The sequence below is a fragment of the Paenibacillus yonginensis genome (genome assembly GCF_001685395.1).
Taxonomy (GTDB): Bacteria; Bacillota; Bacilli; order Paenibacillales; family Paenibacillaceae; genus Fontibacillus; species Fontibacillus yonginensis.
Genome location: NZ_CP014167.1, coordinates 3,608,148 through 3,623,849 on the forward strand (window position 1 = coordinate 3,608,148; position 15,702 = coordinate 3,623,849).

At 47.0% G+C, this 15,702-nt stretch carries 31 protein-coding genes; all 31 read right to left on the reverse strand.

Annotated features, from left to right (window positions below; translation table 11 throughout):
• Positions 1 to 98: 98 nt before the first annotated feature.
• On the reverse strand, positions 99 to 440 hold the full coding sequence (locus tag AWM70_RS16425; protein WP_068698187.1) for a TFIIB-type zinc ribbon-containing protein: 342 nt from the start codon (positions 438 to 440) through the stop codon (positions 99 to 101).
• Between the two features lie 73 nt (positions 441 to 513).
• Positions 514 to 1,314: a tRNA pseudouridine(38-40) synthase TruA gene (gene truA, locus AWM70_RS16430; RefSeq protein WP_068698189.1), complete on the reverse strand. Its 801-nt coding sequence runs from the start codon at positions 1,312 to 1,314 to the stop codon at positions 514 to 516.
• Between the two features lie 129 nt (positions 1,315 to 1,443).
• A complete protein-coding gene (gene rplQ, locus AWM70_RS16435) occupies positions 1,444 to 1,809 on the reverse strand; it encodes a 50S ribosomal protein L17 (RefSeq protein WP_068698191.1) in 366 nt (121 codons plus the stop codon).
• A gap of 41 nt (positions 1,810 to 1,850) precedes the next feature.
• Entirely contained in the window at positions 1,851 to 2,795 is a 945-nt protein-coding gene (locus AWM70_RS16440; RefSeq protein ID WP_068698193.1) for a DNA-directed RNA polymerase subunit alpha, read from the reverse strand.
• A 129-nt stretch (positions 2,796 to 2,924) separates the two neighbouring features.
• A complete protein-coding gene (gene rpsK / locus AWM70_RS16445; RefSeq protein WP_009226663.1) occupies positions 2,925 to 3,320 on the reverse strand; it encodes a 30S ribosomal protein S11 in 396 nt (131 codons plus the stop codon).
• Positions 3,321 to 3,339: 19 nt separating this feature from the next.
• On the reverse strand, positions 3,340 to 3,708 hold the full coding sequence (gene rpsM / locus AWM70_RS16450; RefSeq protein ID WP_068698195.1) for a 30S ribosomal protein S13: 369 nt from the start codon (positions 3,706 to 3,708) through the stop codon (positions 3,340 to 3,342).
• Between the two features lie 23 nt (positions 3,709 to 3,731).
• A complete protein-coding gene (gene rpmJ / locus AWM70_RS16455; protein ID WP_003333770.1) occupies positions 3,732 to 3,845 on the reverse strand; it encodes a 50S ribosomal protein L36 in 114 nt (37 codons plus the stop codon).
• Positions 3,846 to 3,938: 93 nt separating this feature from the next.
• Positions 3,939 to 4,154 (reverse strand): translation initiation factor IF-1, encoded by a 216-nt coding sequence (gene infA, locus AWM70_RS16460; RefSeq protein WP_006212898.1) that lies wholly within the window; start codon positions 4,152 to 4,154, stop codon positions 3,939 to 3,941.
• Positions 4,155 to 4,156: 2 nt separating this feature from the next.
• The gene (locus AWM70_RS16465) at positions 4,157 to 4,465 is read right to left on the reverse strand and encodes a KOW domain-containing RNA-binding protein (protein WP_068698197.1); all 309 of its coding nucleotides are present in this window, start codon (positions 4,463 to 4,465) and stop codon (positions 4,157 to 4,159) included.
• Between the two features lie 12 nt (positions 4,466 to 4,477).
• A complete protein-coding gene (map, locus tag AWM70_RS16470) occupies positions 4,478 to 5,230 on the reverse strand; it encodes a type I methionyl aminopeptidase (protein ID WP_068698199.1) in 753 nt (250 codons plus the stop codon).
• 4 nt (positions 5,231 to 5,234) lie between these two features.
• A complete protein-coding gene (locus tag AWM70_RS16475) occupies positions 5,235 to 5,879 on the reverse strand; it encodes an adenylate kinase (RefSeq protein WP_068698202.1) in 645 nt (214 codons plus the stop codon).
• 100 nt (positions 5,880 to 5,979) lie between these two features.
• On the reverse strand, positions 5,980 to 7,278 hold the full coding sequence (gene secY, locus AWM70_RS16480) for a preprotein translocase subunit SecY (RefSeq protein WP_068698204.1): 1,299 nt from the start codon (positions 7,276 to 7,278) through the stop codon (positions 5,980 to 5,982).
• Positions 7,278 to 7,718: a 50S ribosomal protein L15 gene (gene rplO, locus AWM70_RS16485; protein ID WP_068698206.1), complete on the reverse strand. Its 441-nt coding sequence runs from the start codon at positions 7,716 to 7,718 to the stop codon at positions 7,278 to 7,280. The genes secY and rplO overlap by 1 nt, the downstream gene beginning before the upstream one ends.
• A 45-nt stretch (positions 7,719 to 7,763) precedes the next feature.
• Positions 7,764 to 7,946, reverse strand: a complete 183-nt coding sequence (gene rpmD / locus AWM70_RS16490; RefSeq protein WP_068698208.1) for a 50S ribosomal protein L30 — start codon at positions 7,944 to 7,946, stop codon at positions 7,764 to 7,766.
• A 13-nt stretch (positions 7,947 to 7,959) separates the two neighbouring features.
• Positions 7,960 to 8,457, reverse strand: coding sequence for a 30S ribosomal protein S5 (gene rpsE / locus AWM70_RS16495; RefSeq protein ID WP_044482508.1), 498 nt, complete (start codon positions 8,455 to 8,457; stop codon positions 7,960 to 7,962).
• Between the two features lie 27 nt (positions 8,458 to 8,484).
• A complete protein-coding gene (gene rplR, locus AWM70_RS16500) occupies positions 8,485 to 8,853 on the reverse strand; it encodes a 50S ribosomal protein L18 (RefSeq protein WP_083180377.1) in 369 nt (122 codons plus the stop codon).
• Between the two features lie 79 nt (positions 8,854 to 8,932).
• The gene (gene rplF, locus AWM70_RS16505) at positions 8,933 to 9,475 is read right to left on the reverse strand and encodes a 50S ribosomal protein L6 (protein ID WP_068698213.1); all 543 of its coding nucleotides are present in this window, start codon (positions 9,473 to 9,475) and stop codon (positions 8,933 to 8,935) included.
• A 30-nt stretch (positions 9,476 to 9,505) separates the two neighbouring features.
• Positions 9,506 to 9,904: a 30S ribosomal protein S8 gene (gene rpsH, locus AWM70_RS16510; RefSeq protein WP_068698215.1), complete on the reverse strand. Its 399-nt coding sequence runs from the start codon at positions 9,902 to 9,904 to the stop codon at positions 9,506 to 9,508.
• Positions 9,905 to 9,934: 30 nt separating this feature from the next.
• A complete protein-coding gene (locus AWM70_RS22925) occupies positions 9,935 to 10,120 on the reverse strand; it encodes a type Z 30S ribosomal protein S14 (RefSeq protein ID WP_009226651.1) in 186 nt (61 codons plus the stop codon).
• Positions 10,121 to 10,165: 45 nt separating this feature from the next.
• Complete coding sequence (rplE, locus tag AWM70_RS16515; protein ID WP_068698217.1) at positions 10,166 to 10,708, reverse strand: 50S ribosomal protein L5; 543 nt, start codon at positions 10,706 to 10,708, stop codon at positions 10,166 to 10,168.
• A gap of 32 nt (positions 10,709 to 10,740) precedes the next feature.
• Positions 10,741 to 11,094 (reverse strand): 50S ribosomal protein L24, encoded by a 354-nt coding sequence (rplX, locus tag AWM70_RS16520; protein WP_068698219.1) that lies wholly within the window; start codon positions 11,092 to 11,094, stop codon positions 10,741 to 10,743.
• 80 nt (positions 11,095 to 11,174) lie between these two features.
• Complete coding sequence (gene rplN / locus AWM70_RS16525; protein ID WP_068698221.1) at positions 11,175 to 11,543, reverse strand: 50S ribosomal protein L14; 369 nt, start codon at positions 11,541 to 11,543, stop codon at positions 11,175 to 11,177.
• A gap of 35 nt (positions 11,544 to 11,578) precedes the next feature.
• On the reverse strand, positions 11,579 to 11,842 hold the full coding sequence (rpsQ, locus tag AWM70_RS16530) for a 30S ribosomal protein S17 (RefSeq protein ID WP_068698222.1): 264 nt from the start codon (positions 11,840 to 11,842) through the stop codon (positions 11,579 to 11,581).
• Between the two features lie 49 nt (positions 11,843 to 11,891).
• Complete coding sequence (gene rpmC / locus AWM70_RS16535) at positions 11,892 to 12,092, reverse strand: 50S ribosomal protein L29 (protein WP_068698224.1); 201 nt, start codon at positions 12,090 to 12,092, stop codon at positions 11,892 to 11,894.
• On the reverse strand, positions 12,082 to 12,516 hold the full coding sequence (gene rplP, locus AWM70_RS16540) for a 50S ribosomal protein L16 (RefSeq protein WP_068698226.1): 435 nt from the start codon (positions 12,514 to 12,516) through the stop codon (positions 12,082 to 12,084). The genes rpmC and rplP overlap by 11 nt, the downstream gene beginning before the upstream one ends.
• Before the next feature lie 2 nt (positions 12,517 to 12,518).
• Positions 12,519 to 13,184, reverse strand: a complete 666-nt coding sequence (gene rpsC, locus AWM70_RS16545) for a 30S ribosomal protein S3 (RefSeq protein WP_068698228.1) — start codon at positions 13,182 to 13,184, stop codon at positions 12,519 to 12,521.
• A 13-nt stretch (positions 13,185 to 13,197) separates the two neighbouring features.
• Positions 13,198 to 13,506, reverse strand: coding sequence for a 50S ribosomal protein L22 (rplV, locus tag AWM70_RS16550; protein WP_418303219.1), 309 nt, complete (start codon positions 13,504 to 13,506; stop codon positions 13,198 to 13,200).
• A 58-nt stretch (positions 13,507 to 13,564) separates the two neighbouring features.
• Positions 13,565 to 13,843, reverse strand: a complete 279-nt coding sequence (gene rpsS, locus AWM70_RS16555) for a 30S ribosomal protein S19 (RefSeq protein WP_068698232.1) — start codon at positions 13,841 to 13,843, stop codon at positions 13,565 to 13,567.
• A 76-nt stretch (positions 13,844 to 13,919) separates the two neighbouring features.
• Positions 13,920 to 14,750 carry a 50S ribosomal protein L2 gene (gene rplB / locus AWM70_RS16560; RefSeq protein WP_068698234.1) on the reverse strand — a complete coding sequence of 277 codons (831 nt, stop codon included), beginning with the start codon at positions 14,748 to 14,750 and terminating at the stop codon, positions 13,920 to 13,922.
• A 28-nt stretch (positions 14,751 to 14,778) separates the two neighbouring features.
• Positions 14,779 to 15,069: a 50S ribosomal protein L23 gene (rplW, locus tag AWM70_RS16565; RefSeq protein WP_068698236.1), complete on the reverse strand. Its 291-nt coding sequence runs from the start codon at positions 15,067 to 15,069 to the stop codon at positions 14,779 to 14,781.
• Entirely contained in the window at positions 15,069 to 15,692 is a 624-nt protein-coding gene (rplD, locus tag AWM70_RS16570) for a 50S ribosomal protein L4 (protein WP_068698238.1), read from the reverse strand. Before rplD ends, rplW begins: the two co-directional genes overlap by 1 nt.
• Positions 15,693 to 15,702: the final 10 nt, after the last annotated feature.

Consider the following 15,702-nt stretch of genomic DNA (forward strand, 5'->3'; position numbering starts at 1 on the left):
ACTCAGATTAAACCTGAGAAATTCCCACCTGCTAAAAGCCCGATGTAGAACAAGAGAATCGGCCATGGGAGACGTTGGGCGTTTGGCGTTGTTATCAATTAATCAAACAAATCTCCGAACACATCCAGAACCGACTTTTTCTTCTTGCGCTTAAAGTGCCCCTGCCCTGAGTGAGAGTCATACCCTTTGTCCTGCTTATAGGAAGGATCCGCAGAGCGGCGTTTGTCCTCATCGTGATCATAACGGCGGTCATCCCCATCATAACCACGGCTTTCTGTCCATTCGTTAAAGGCAGGACGAATTTCGCGGATCCCGCCAAGCAGCTTATCCAACTCCCCGCGGTCCAGCCACACGCCTTTGCATTCCGGACAAACGTCGATCAAAACACCATCCTTCTGGATTTCCTTCATACGCACATCATGACAAACGGGACATTTCATAATAATGGAGCCCTCCTTGGTCTTTTGTAAAGTATACGTAAAGATCAGGATGAGGTTTCAAAGGAACAGCTATTTAACAGCGCTCCTCATTTCCTTTTAGCTCTATGGCATCATACTCTACACTCCAAAGCATTAAACCTTTGCTCTCCGCAGTAGGACCGGCCGCTTTGCGGTTGACTGCTTCCAGAATGGTTTTTATATCCTCCGGCTTGCGTTTCCCCTCGCCTACCTCAAGCAGTGTGCCGACAATAATACGGACCATATGCTGAAGGAATCCATTCCCAGTGAGCAAAATATGAATGATACCCTGCTCATTTGAGCCAGAATAAACAGGAGAGGTTTCGACCTCAAGTGTGGCCTCATAAATCGTGCGGACATGGCTGGCTTTGGTCGAATGGCGGGAAGCAAACGAAGTGAAGTCGTGTGTACCGACAAGATAACGAAGTCCTTCGCGCATGGCGGCAGTATCCAACTTGCCGGGGTGGTGAAGCTGGTAGTTCCTCCAGAACACATCCGGCACCCGGTTACCGTTGATCGTATACCGGTAGGTCTTCCGTTTGGCGGAGCGCCTGGAGTGGAAATCAAGCGGCACCTCGGCAGCCTCAATAATACGGATATCCGCAGGCAGACGGCCATTTAACGCCATACGCCAGCGCTCAATCGGAATTTTGGACGAGGTCATAAAGTGGAACGGCTGCTGCCGGGCATGCACACCGGCATCCGTGCGGCCGGAGCCATGGATTTTGATAACTTCGCCGGTTAATCCCTTGATGGCCTCTTCAATACAATCCTGAACCGTATTGCCGCCCGGCTGGGTCTGAAACCCGTAATAGTTGGTGCCGTCATAGCAGACTGTCATCAATAAATTACGCAACTTGTTGTCCTCCACATTTTGTTCATCCTCGTTCTGGAGGGAGCTTAAACAGAAAAACTCTCCGATAGCTGAGCCAAGCGGCAGCTGCTACAGAGAGTTTATCATTACAGCCAGGTTAGAAAGGTAACCTTACGCACGGTCAACCAGTTCCAAATAAACGATTGGAGCTGCGTCACCACGACGAGGTCCCAGCTTCAGGATACGAGTGTATCCGCCTGGACGTTCGTTGTAACGAGGTGCGATTTCAGCAAAAAGCTTTTGGATTGCATCCTGCTCTCCGTCGATGGATTCGCGACGAACGTAAGCTGCAACTTGACGACGAGCATGCAAGTCACCACGTTTAGCTTTTGTAATCAGTTTCTCGGCGATCGAACGAACCTCTTTAGCTTTAGCTTCAGTAGTTTCGATACGCTCATACAAGAACAAATCTGTTACCAGGTCGCGAAACAAAGCTTTACGAGCGCTGGAGTCGCGTCCCAACTTTTGGTATGCCATCTGTTTTTCCCTCCCTTGTCAAAAGCTTAGACAGACGAACCTTAGTCTTCCGAACGGAGACCAAGTCCGAGCTCTTGAAGCTTCTCTTGAACTTCTTCCAAAGATTTGCGACCAAGGTTACGCACCTTCATCATATCTTCTTCCGTTTTCGTAGTAAGCTCCTGAACGGTATTAATGCCTGCACGTTTCAAGCAGTTATAAGACCGAACCGAGAGATCGAGTTCTTCAATCGTCATCTCAAGCACTTTTTCTTTCTTGTCTTCTTCCTTCTCGACCATGATCTCTGCGTCTTTCGCTTCGTCAGTCAAACCAACGAACAGATACAGATGCTCGGTAAGAATCTTGGCACCAAGACTTACCGCTTCTTCCGGACGAATGCTTCCGTCTGTCCAAACTTCCATGGTGAGTTTGTCGTAGTTCGTCACTTGTCCGACACGTGTGTTCTCAATTACGTAGTTCACACGGGAAATCGGCGTATAGATCGAATCGACGGGAATGACTCCGATCGGCTGATCTTCACGTTTATTCTTGTCGGCCTGTACGTAACCGCGTCCGCGGTTTGCAAAGATGCGCATATGAAGTCTGGAGCCCGGGCCCATAGTTGCAATATGAAGATCCGGATTCAGAATTTCAACGTCGCTATCCGCACGAATATCACCTGCAGTGACAACCCCCTCGCCCTCAACATCGATTTCGAGCACTTTCTCCTCGTCCGAATGAATTTTGAGCGAGAGAGCTTTCAGGTTCAGAATGATTTCCGTAACGTCTTCCTTTACGCCAGGAATCGTTGAGAATTCATGAAGAACACCATCGATTTGAACCGAAGTTACCGCAGCACCCGGGAGAGAGGACAACAAAATGCGCCGAAGCGAGTTGCCCAATGTCGTACCGTAACCACGTTCCAGCGGCTCGACTACGAATTTCCCGTAAGTACCATTTTCGTTAACATCTACGGTTTCAATTTTTGGCTTTTCGATTTCTATCACTGCATTACCCTCCTTCGAAGCGTCGCTCCTAATGAAACTCTACCTGTGAGTTAAGTTCATGTAGTATGCCTAAACATCCATTGTTACCAAATACTGATGCCGTTATACCACACTAAAGGCTGGCTTCAATTAGACACGACGGCGTTTTGGAGGACGGCACCCGTTGTGCGGGATTGGAGTTACGTCTTTAATCATGTTAACTTCGAGGCCTGCAGCTTGAAGCGAGCGGATCGCAGCTTCACGGCCGGCGCCAGGACCTTTAACCATAACTTCGACGGTTTTCATGCCATGTTCCATTGCAGCTTTAGCAGCAGATTCTGCAGCCATTTGCGCAGCAAATGGAGTCGATTTCCGGGAACCTTTGAAACCGAGACCGCCTGAGCTTGCCCAAGAGATCGCGTTTCCGTGCGGATCGGTAATCGTTACAATCGTATTATTGAAAGTGGAGCGGATATGAGCCACACCAGATTCAATATTTTTACGGTCACGACGTTTAGTACGTACGACTTTTTTTGGTTTTGCCATTGTCTGTTATCCCCCCTTCTTATTTCTTCTTGTTCGCTACAGTACGACGAGGACCTTTGCGAGTACGAGCATTGGTCTTAGTACGTTGTCCACGAACAGGCAGGCCACGACGGTGACGAACACCGCGATAGCATCCGATTTCAATCAAACGTTTAATATTCAAGGAAATTTCACGACGCAGGTCGCCTTCTACTTTAACCGTTTTGTCGATCGTTTCACGTAATTTGCCCACTTCATCTTCCGTCAAATCCCGAACGCGAGTGTTCGGGCTGATGCCTGTTTCAGCCAAAATTTTCTGGGAAGTCGTCTTACCGATTCCGAAAATATAAGTCAAGGCGATCTCAACGCGTTTATCACGTGGCAAATCCACACCAGCAATACGTGCCATTTTACGCTACACCCCCTTCTTAATTAACCTTGTTTTTGTTTGTGCTTAGGATTTTCACAAATTACCATAACGTTGCCTTTGCGGCGAATGACTTTGCATTTTTCGCAAATTGGCTTCACAGAAGGTCTTACCTTCATTTTAATTACCTCCTTAAAGCGAGCCTTATGAGGCTTCATGAAAGCCCAACTTTATTAGTATACCACAAATCTATTGAAAAGCGGTAATGGAATCTATTTACGGTAAGTAATACGGCCTTTTGTCAAATCGTAAGGCGACAATTGTACGACCACTTTATCCCCTGTCAGAATACGGATGAAGTGCATCCGCAGCTTACCGGAAACATGGGCAAGGATTTGGTGACCGTTCTCAAGCTCTACCTTAAAAGTTGCATTCGGCAGCGGTTCAATAACCGTACCTTCGACTTCAATGACATCTTCTTTAGCCAAAGTCAGTCTCCTTTCTCTTCGGTTCTAGTATCGGTGAATTGTTTGAACGATATAACCGCATGACGCAATTTTCCGTTCGTAACCCGACCCGTTTCATTTAAACTGTTCACAACCTCTTCGCTTATCCAAGACATCAGCTCCAGATGCTGCAGGTTCTTGCGTTTGGCTTGATCAAACTTTCGTTTGTCGCCATCGGCAATCCGGACGAATTTATCATCCACCCGCTCAACAATGACGCTGAGCGTTCCGGCATCTTTCCCCTTCAGCACTCTGACCAGCTGTCCGATCTGTCCAGTTCTGTAATCCACCAAATACCCCACCTACTAAGCGTTCAGCTTTGTGAGTATTTCCATACCATCCTTCGTCACGGCAACCGTGTGTTCGAAGTGCGCGCATAGAGATCCATCCACTGTTACGACAGTCCAATTGTCTTCAAGCGTTCTTACATAACGCTTGCCGGCATTGACCATCGGCTCGATCGCAAGCGCCATGCCTGGCTTCAATCTTGGTCCGCGATCAGGGACCCCATAGTTCGGAATTTGTGGTTCCTCGTGCAGCTCCGTGCCGATGCCGTGACCGACATATTCACGAACAACCGAGAAACCCTCTTTCTCAATATAGGTCTGAATCGCATGAGAAATTGTAAACAAGCGGACATCCGGCTTCACAAGTTCAAGACCGGCATACAAAGAGCCTTCTGTTACATCAAGAAGTTTCTGAGCTTCATCAGAGATGCGGCCGACCGGATAAGTCCAGGCGGAATCTCCGTGATAACCGCGGTACTCAGCACCGATATCAAATGTGACGATGTCGCCTTCGTTTAACTTACGTTTGCCGGGAAATCCATGCACCAATTCTTCGTTAACCGAAGCGCAAATGCTGTAAGGAAAACCGTTATAGTCTTTAAAAGATGGCACTGCGCCTTGACTGCGAATGTATTTGTCGGCAATCTGATCAAGTTCTCCCGTCGTAATGCCCGGCTCGATCGCTTGAGCCAAGATCCGGTGCGTTTCCGCTACGATCCGCCCTGCTTCTCTCATATAGCCCAGTTCCGTTTCGGATTTAATAATGATCATTAACCTAACCTCGCAATAAAGATACGATCTCTTCCGATACCGTACCGATTTCCTGTTCGCCGTCTACTTCACGCAGTAAACCTTTAACTTCGTAAAACTTGAGGAGTGGTGCTGTTTTGTTGATATATTCGTCGAGTCGAGTACCCACGCTTTCTTCATTATCATCCGAACGCTGGTACAGCTCACCGCCGCATTTATCACAAACACCTTCCTGTTTGGGAGGATTAAAGATCACATGATAAGTGGTTCCGCAATTTCTGCAAATACGACGCCCGGTCAGACGCGCCAGCAGTTTATCACGGTCTACTTTCAGGTTAATAACATGATCCAGGCTGCGGCCTTGTTCGGAAAGCAGCTCTTCCAGAGCTTCCGCTTGTGAAAGAGTTCTTGGAAACCCGTCCAAGAGAAAACCTTTTTCACAATCGGGCTGCTGCAAACGCTCGCGAACAATACCTACGGTCACATCATCAGGCACCAGCAGGCCTTGATCGATATACTCCTTGGCTTTGAGGCCAACCGGCGTTCCTTGTTTGATCGCCAGACGAAACGCATCGCCCGTAGAAATATGAGGAATGCCGAAGGTACCGACAATAACTTCTGCTTGTGTTCCTTTTCCTGCTCCAGGAGGTCCCATGAATAAAATGTTCATGCTTTATCGCTCCCTCTCTGACTAACAGATGCTGCATGAAACAGCACGAAAGGCGCCAGGCGAGATCATGAAGCACAACCCCGATCCTGGTACCTGTCGCCTACTTCTTAATAAATCCTTTGTAATGCCGTTTGATCAATTGGCTTTCGATCTGCTTCATCGTATCCAGTGCTACACCAATGACGATCAGCAGCGAAGTACCACCGATTTGCACCGACTGCGGGAGTCCAGCCAAAGCTCCGAATACTACCGGAAGGATAGAGACCACAGCCAGGAAAAGCGCACCGGTCATTGTCAAACGGGACATAACCCGTACCAAGTACTTCTCCGTCGTTTTACCCGGACGAATGCCCGGAATATATCCGCCGTTTTTCTTCATCTGATCCGCCATTTGAGTTGGATTCATCTGAACGAAGGTGTAGAAGAAGGTAAAGCCGATGATCATGATAACATACAATACGATACCAAGCGGATCACTGGTTCTCAAATGTGTGGTAATCCACTGTGCCCAACCATGAGTCGACCAGAAGTTCGCGATAATAACCGGGAACTGCAGGAGCGATACAGCGAAGATTACTGGAATAACGCCAGCCGCATTGATTTTAAGCGGGATGTGCGTATTTTGTCCGCCATACATTTTGTTGCCAACGACACGTTTCGCGTATTGTACCGGAATCTTACGGATGGCTTGTTGAATGTATACAACACCTACAACGATCAGAACACAGATAATCAGGATGATTACTGTCTTCATGGCATTGTAGAAGGTTTGGCCATCTTTAATGAAATCAGATTGAGCAACCGTCTGGATATGCTGCGGAATCGCAGCTACGATACCGGCAAAGATGATAATCGAGATCCCGTTGCCGATGCCTTTCTCCGTAATTTGCTCACCCAGCCACATCAGGAACGATGTACCTGCCGTCAATACAATCGCAATCAGGAGATAATCCACAAACGTAGCGTTTGGTACCATCTCAGTGCCATACAGGCGGTTAAACCCGATAGCCATCGCAAACGATTGAATCAGACCAAGTACAACCGTACCGTAACGAGTAAGCTGAGCTGATTTCTTTTTCCCTTGTTCACCTTGCTTAGCCCATTCTGCCAACTTCGGAATGACATCCATCGAAAGCAGCTGTACGATGATCGATGAAGTAATATACGGCATGATCCCGAGGGCAAAGATAGAGAAATTCTTCAATGCCCCACCGGAAAAGGTGCTCAAAAGTCCGAACAATTCACTGCCGGCATTATTCGTGGAGTTAAACACGTCTTTATTAACACCCGGTACCGGTACGAAAGTACCGATCCGGTAAATAATAAAGATAAATAATGTAAACAGGATCCGGTTACGGAGTTCCTTAACATGCCATATATTCTTAACCGTTTTAAACATTAGATCACCTCGGTTTTACCGCCGGCAGCCTCGATCTTCTCTACCGCAGATTGAGAGAACTTGTTAGCTTTAACAGTCAGCTTAACAGTGATTTCGCCGTTGCCCAGGATTTTGATTCCGCTTTTTGCGTCTTTCACAATCCCTTGTGCAAACAACAGCTCAGGAGTCACTTCAGTATCCGCAGCAAAGTTGTTCAGAGTTTCCAGGTTCACAATCGCGTACTCTTTACGGGTAGGATTGACGAAACCACGTTTAGGCAAGCGACGATACAATGGGTTTTGACCACCTTCGAAGCCAGGACGCACGCCACCGCCGGAGCGGGCGTTTTGACCTTTGTGACCACGGGAGGAAGTTTTACCCATACCGCTACTTGTACCACGACCAACGCGTTTGCGTTCTTTACGGGAACCAGGAGCTGGAGAAAGTTCATGTAACTTCATCGTTCGTTGCACCTCCTTAATGAAATGTCAGTAATTCTATGAAGATTAGTTTTGCTCTTCAACTTTAACCAGGTGAGTCACTTGATTGATCATGCCGCGAATAGCAGCGTTGTCTTCGTGAGTCACGGTTTGGTTGATTTTGCGAAGACCCAAAGTTTTAACAGTTGTACGTTGGTTCTCCGGACGGCCGATCAAACTCCGTACGAGGGTAATTTGAAGTTTTGCCACTTGGATTCCCTCCTTAACCGAGAAGTTCTTCGACGGTTTTACCGCGTAATTTCGCCACATCTTCAGCGCGTTTCAGACGGGACAAGCCCTCCAAAGTTGCGTTGACCATGTTGATGGAATTCGAAGAACCTAAAGATTTTGTCAAAATGTCGCCTACACCAGCCAATTCGAGAACGGCACGAACAGGACCGCCAGCGATTACCCCAGTACCTTCAGAAGCTGGTTTCAACAATACACGGCCAGCGCCGAAGTGACCAGTTACAAGGTGAGGAATCGTTGTACCCACGAGTGGTACATGGACCAGGTTTTTCTTAGCATCTTCGATGCCTTTACGGATCGCGTCTGGAACTTCGCCAGCTTTACCGATACCAGCGCCTACCCAGCCTTTGCCGTCGCCGACAACTACCAGTGCGCTGAAGCTGAAGCGACGTCCGCCTTTAACTACTTTAGCTACGCGGTTAATGTTAACAACTCTTTCAGTCAGTTCAAGAGTATTCGGATCTACACGCAAGTCGTTTACCTCCTTTTGAGAAATGTCTTAGAATTCAAGGCCTGCTTCGCGGGCTGCGTCAGCCAGCGCTTGAATACGTCCATGGTACAAGTAACCTCCACGGTCAAATACCACAACTTTAACGCCTTTATCTTGAGCACGTTTAGCGATCAAAGAGCCAACTTTACGAGCGGACTCAACGTTAGCGCCATTGCCGATTTCGGAAGCCAGTTCTTTGTCAACCGTAGAAGCGGAAGCCAAAGTTACGCCAGCCACGTCATCGATCAATTGTGCATAGATGTGTTTCTCGGAACGGTAAACGTTCAATCTTGGACGCTCGGCAGTTCCTTGAACTTTCTTACGCACACGCAGATGTCTTTTCAAACGCGCTTTATTCTTATCACCTTTTGTAATCATGAGTTTCATTTCACTCCTTTCGGATTACGATGCAAGCACACTAACATTAAAAAGCCAGAGGGGGCCGCGGTAAAGAAGATTATTTCTTCTTACCAGCTTTACCCTCTTTGCGGATGATGCGTTCGCCTTCGTATTTGATACCTTTACCTTTGTAAGGCTCAGGTTCGCGTACGGAACGGATTTTAGCAGCGTAAGCACCTACGCGCTCTTTGTCGATGCCTTTAACGATAATCTTGGTGTTCGAAGGAACTTCAAACTCGATACCGTCTTCAGGTGTGATCTCAACTGGATGGGAATATCCAACGTTCAGGACGATCTTTTTGCCGGACAAGCTTGCGCGGTAACCGACACCCACCAGTTCAAGGTTCTTGGAGAAACCTTCCGTTACACCACTTACCATGTTGTTAACAACACTGCGTGTTGTACCGTGAAGGGAACGATGCAATTTATTGTCAGAAGGACGTTCGATGTTGATAACGTTGCCCTCAACTACGACCTTCATGTCTTTATGAAGTTCACGACTCAAAGATCCTTTAGGACCTTTAACCGTAATAACTGTGTTATTCAGTGTGACATCCACACCACTTGGTACTGTAATTGGTTTGCGACCAATACGGGACATTTGCTGCACCTCCTTGTTTTGTGACGTTAATTACCAAACGTAGCAGACAACTTCGCCGCCGGCTTTGGACTGGCGAGCTTCTTTGTCGGTCATAACACCTTTCGATGTCGAGATAATCGCGATGCCCAAACCGCCGAGTACGCGAGGAACCTCAGTGCTCTTCGTGTAAACGCGCAGACCTGGTTTACTGATTCTCTTCAGACCAGTAATGACACGCTCGTTGTTAGGGCCGTATTTCAAGAAGATACGGATCATCCCTTGTTTGTTGTCGTCGATATATTCCGCGTCGCGGATAAAACCTTCACGCTTCAAAATCTCAGCGATTTGTTTTTTAATCGTCGATGCAGGCAATTCTACTGTTTCGTGACGCACAGTGTTGGCGTTACGAATACGAGTAAGCATATCTGCAATAGGATCTGACATAGTCATTCGTGTAAACCTCCTTCCCGATCTTGATAATTACCAGCTTGCTTTTTTCACGCCAGGAATCTGGCCTTTATAAGCTAATTCACGGAAACAAATTCTGCAAATTTTGTACTTTTGCAGGACTGAATGTGGACGACCACAACGTTCGCAACGAGTATAAGCTCTTACTTTGAACTTAGGTGTGCGTTGTTGTTTTACTTTCATCGAAGTTTTAGCCACTTTAGCCTGACACCTCCTAATTGGTTTCGGAGAATCTTGAATTTATTACTTAACGAAAGGCATTCCAAGTTGAGTCAACAATTCACGGGATTCTTCATCCGTTTTTGCCGTAGTTACGATAACGATATCCATACCGCGTACTTTATCAACTTTGTCATACTCGATCTCAGGGAAAATCAATTGTTCCTTGAGGCCCAGTGTGTAGTTGCCGCGACCGTCAAACGCTTTGTTCGACACGCCGTGGAAGTCACGCACGCGTGGAAGGGTTACGTTGAACAATTTGTCGAGGAAATAGTACATGCGCTCGCCGCGAAGAGTTACTTTCACGCCGATCGGCATGTTTTCGCGAAGTTTAAATCCGGCGATGGATTTTTTCGCTCTTGTGATAACCGGCTTTTGGCCAGCGATCAGTTCCAATTCAGCTACAGCTGCGTCAAGCACTTTCGAGTTGGAAACCGCGTCGCCAACACCCATGTTGATAACGACTTTCTCGATTTTAGGCACTTGCATAACTGTTGTATAGTTGAACTTTTGAACCAAAGCAGGTGTTACTTCTTTCAGAAAACGTTCTTTAAGTCTTGCTGACATGAATGGTGTTCCTCCTTTCTTACGTAAGTGAATTAATCGATCACTTCTCCGGATCTTTTAGCTACACGCACTTTTTTGCCGTTGTCCAATGTTTTGTAACCGATACGGGTTACTTTTCCGCTCTTAGGATCAACATGCATTACGTTGGAAACGTGGATCGGAGCTTCTTTCTCGATGATTCCGCCTTGCGGGTTCAGTTGGTTAGGCTTCTGGTGTTTCTTCACCATGTTCACACCTTCAACCAGAACGCGATTCTCACGAGGGTAAGCAGCGATGACGCGGCCTTTTTTGCCTTTGTCTTTACCACTGATCACGATAACAGTATCTTCTTTTTTTACGTGAAGTTTATTGTTATGAGACTCCAAAATCTTTTTCAGTCTAGGCATCTATTACACCTCCAATTTATCGGGGTCCCCGAAGCATTTGGCTTAAGCCTTGAAGCAAAGCCGAAACTTTGGGGTGTTGATTAGATAACTTCCGGAGCCAAGGAAACGATCTTCATGAAGTCCTTGTCGCGAAGTTCACGAGCAACTGGTCCAAAGATACGAGTACCGCGTGGGCTCTTATCTTCTTTAACAACAACTGCTGCGTTTTCGTCAAATGCGATATAAGATCCGTCTTTACGACGAACGGAACGTTTTGTACGAACAACAACCGCCTTAACAACATCGCCTTTTTTGACAACGCCGCCTGGTGTTGCTTGTTTTACGGAACAAACGATCAGGTCACCGATTTGAGCTGTACGACGTCCAGTACCGCCCAGAACGCGGATACACATCAATTCCTTCGCGCCGGAGTTGTCTGCAACAGCCAAACGTGTAAATGGTTGAATCATTGAAATTTCCTCCTTTCGGTTAAGCTACCGTGCAATCAGATAATAACCGCTTCTTCAATAACTTCAGCAAGTCTCCAGCGTTTGTCTTTGGACAACGGGCGAGTTTCAACGATTTTTACAACGTCGCCGATTTTAGCCGTGTTGTTCTCATCATGCGCTTTGAACTTCTTCGTATATTTAATACGTTTGTGATACAAATCATGCTTCTTGTAAGTTTCAACAGCTACTACGATGGTTTTATCCATTTTGTCGCTGACTACTTTGCCAATTTGCACTCTGCGGGCATTACGTTCGCTCATGGTTGGCCTCCTTCCTGAGTTCGGGTGCTGCTATCCTGCAGCAAGTATCTTAACTGGAAATCCCAAGTTCTCTTTCACGTAAAACGGTTTTAGCACGAGCTATTTCTCTGCGCACGTCACGGATTCGAGTCGGGTTATCAAGCTGACCTGTAGCCAATTGAAAACGGAGGTTAAAGAGTTCCTCTTTAAATCCGGCAATCTTTTGTTCGATCTCAGCAGTGGTTAAGTTGCGAAGTTCATTAGCTTTCATTTGCTTCACCACCCAATTCTTCACGTTTCACAAACTTTGTTTTGATCGGCAGTTTGTGGGCGGCAAGACGCATCGCTTCGCGTGCGATTTCTTCCGATACACCGGCAAGTTCAAACAGGATCTTACCTGGTTTAACAACTGCGACCCATTTTTCTACGTTACCTTTACCGCTACCCATACGAACCTCGAGAGGCTTCTGAGTGATCGGTTTGTCAGGGAAAATTTTAATCCATACTTTACCGCCACGCTTGATATAACGAGTCATCGCGATACGCGCTGCTTCGATCTGACGGTTAGTGATCCATGAAGGTTCTGTTGCTTGCAGGCCGAATTCGCCAAAGTTCAGCTCAGTGCCGCCTTTAGCTTGACCTCTAAGACTACCGCGTTGTTGTTTGCGGTGTTTTACACGTTTTGGTACCAACATGATTAGTTGCCTCCTTCCTGAGCAGCTTGTTTCTTAGCCGTAGGAAGAACCTCTCCACGATAGATCCATACTTTTACGCCGATACGGCCATAGGTCGTATGAGCTTCAGCCGTTCCGTAGTCGATGTCGGCACGAAGCGTATGAAGTGGAACAGTTCCTTCACTGTAGCCTTCTGTACGAGCAATTTCAGCACCGCCAAGACGACCGCTGACTGCTGTTTTAATTCCTTTTGCACCAGAACGCATAGTTCTTTGAATCGCTTGTTTCAGAGCACGACGGAAAGAAACGCGACGTTCCAATTGTTGTGCAATGCTTTCAGCGACAAGAATCGCGTCAAGATCTGGAGTTTTGATTTCGGAAATGTTGATGTGAACTTTTTTGCCGCCAGCGATTTTAGTAATTTCACCGCGCAGGTTCTCAACTTCGGAACCGCCTTTACCAATTACCATACCTGGTTTAGCAGTGTGGATTGTTACGTTCACACGGTTAGCCGCTCTCTCGATTTCGATGCGAGATACAGCGGATTCTTTCAATTTATTTTTCAGGTGTTCACGGATTTTAACGTCTTCCAGAAGAAGATCGCCGAAGTCCTTGCCTGCGTACCATTTAGATTCCCAATCACGGATAATACCTACCCGCAATCCGACTGGATTTACCTTTTGGCCCACACGTTTTCCCTCCTTATTTTTCAGATACCACCAATGTAATGTGGCTGGTGCGTTTGTTAATACGGCTTGCACGACCCATAGCCCGCGGACGGAAACGTTTCATCGTTGGTCCTTGGTTTACGTAAGCCTGCGTAACCACCAATTTATTAACATCCATAGAATAGTTGTGCTCAGCGTTTGCGATAGCCGAGTTCAGCAATTTTTCTACGATCGGAGAAGCTGCTTTAGGAGTATGGCGAAGGATTGCGATAGCCTCGCCCACTTTCTTACCGCGAATCAAATCAACAACGAGTTGAGCTTTACGCGGAGCGATGCGGATCATATTAGCATGTGCTCTTGCTTCCAATTTCGTAACCTCCTCTCATAAAGAAGAACTAGAATTAACGTCTTGTTTTCTTGTCGTCGTCCGTATGTCCTTTGTACGTACGTGTTGGCGCAAATTCGCCAAGTTTATGTCCAACCATATCTTCCGTCACATAAACCGGTACGTGCTTGCGGCCGTCGTATACGCCGAAAGTGTGTCCGATAAATTGTGGGAAAATCGTGGAGCGACGGGACCAAGTTTTGATGACAGCTTTCTTGTTGGAAGCTTCCATCTCTTCAACTTTTTTGAGCAGGTACCCATCAATGAAAGGTCCCTTTTTCAAACTGCGACTCATAGGTTAAATCCTCCCTTCGAAACAACTTCAGATGATGTCGAACCGTTCCCACCGGGAAGTTATGCGTAGAAACGCATTACTTCGTACGGCGGCGAACAATATATTTATCAGAAGCTTTTCCTTTTTTACGCGTTTTGTAACCAAGGGTTGGTTTGCCCCAAGGAGACAATGGAGATTTACGGCCGATTGGAGCGCGACCTTCACCACCACCGTGTGGGTGATCGTTAGGGTTCATTACAACACCGCGAACTTCAGGGCGTTGTCCGAGCCAGCGGCTGCGTCCAGCTTTACCGATCTTCACGAGCTCGTGGTCTTCGTTACCTACGGAGCCGATTGTAGCGCGGCAAACTTTAAGAATTCTACGAACTTCGCCAGAAGAAAGACGAACAGTTACGTATTTCTCTTCTTTACCAAGCAATTGAGCTTCTGTACCGGCAGCACGAACGAGTTGTCCGCCTTTACCTGGTTGCAGCTCGATGTTGTGGATAACTGTACCTACTGGAATGTTTTCCAAAGGCAGCGCGTTACCGATTTTGATGTCAGATCCAGGACCGGAAATGACTTGGTCGCCCACTTTCAAGCCTTTAGGAGCGATGATATAACGTTTCTCGCCGTCCGCATAGTGGATCAAAGCGATGTTGGAAGTACGGTTCGGGTCGTATTCGATTGTAGCAACGCGACCTGGAATGCCGTCTTTGTTCCGTTTAAAGTCGATAATACGGTATTTACGTTTGTGTCCGCCGCCATGGTGACGAACCGTAATTTTACCTTGGTTGTTGCGGCCAGCAGTTTTGCTAAGCGGCGCAAGCAAAGATTTCTCCGGTACATTTGTTGTGATTTCTTCAAATGTAGAGACGGACATAGCACGTCTAGCCGGGGACGTCGGTTTATACTTTTTGATTGGCACTGTGTTTCCCTCCTAACTTAAAAGAATGTTATACCGATTCAAAGAATTCAAGCGGTTTGCTGTCTGCAGTCAGGGTTACGAATGCTTTCTTCCACTCGGAAGTGTAACCAGAATGACGTCCATACCGTTTAGGCTTCGCAGGAACGCGCAAAGTGTTTACATTCTTAACTTTGACTTTGAAGATCGCTTCTACAGCTTGTTTGATTTCGGTTTTGTTGGCACGAATGTCAACTTCGAAAACGTATTTCAGGTCACCCATATATTCAGCCGTACGTTCTGTGATTACAGGACGTTTGATAATATCACGAGGATCTTTCATTACGCGAGCACCTCCTCTACCTTCTGAACTGCTTCTTTCGTAATGATCAGCTTGTCGTATGTCAGGACATCAAGAACATTGATGCCGTCAGCTGCAACAAACTTAACTCCTGGGATGTTACGAGCGGAGAGCGCTACGTTATCGTCATAGCTTGGAGCTACAACCAAAGCTTTGCGGTCCACTTTCAGGTTGTTAAGAATCGCTGCGAACTCTTTCGTCTTCGGCGCGTTAAGCGTCAAAGCGTCAAGTACGATAATTTCGTTGTCGATCACTTTCGAAGAAAGCGCGGATTTGATAGCCAAACGACGAACTTTCTTAGGCAGTTTGAAAGAATAGCTGCGTGGAGTTGGACCGAAGACCACACCACCACCTACCCATTGCGGGGCACGAATGGAACCTTGACGTGCGCGGCCAGTACCTTTTTGTTTCCAAGGCTTACGTCCGCCGCCGCGTACTTCAGAACGTCCTTTTACTTTGTGTGTGCCGAAACGAAGGGAAGCGCGTTGCATTACTACTGCATCGTGCAGAACGTGAGTGTTCGGTTCGATACCGAAAACCGCATCGTTCAATTCAACTTCGCCCACCTGGCTGCCACTTACATTATAAAGTGCTACTTTAGGCATTTTGTGTTCC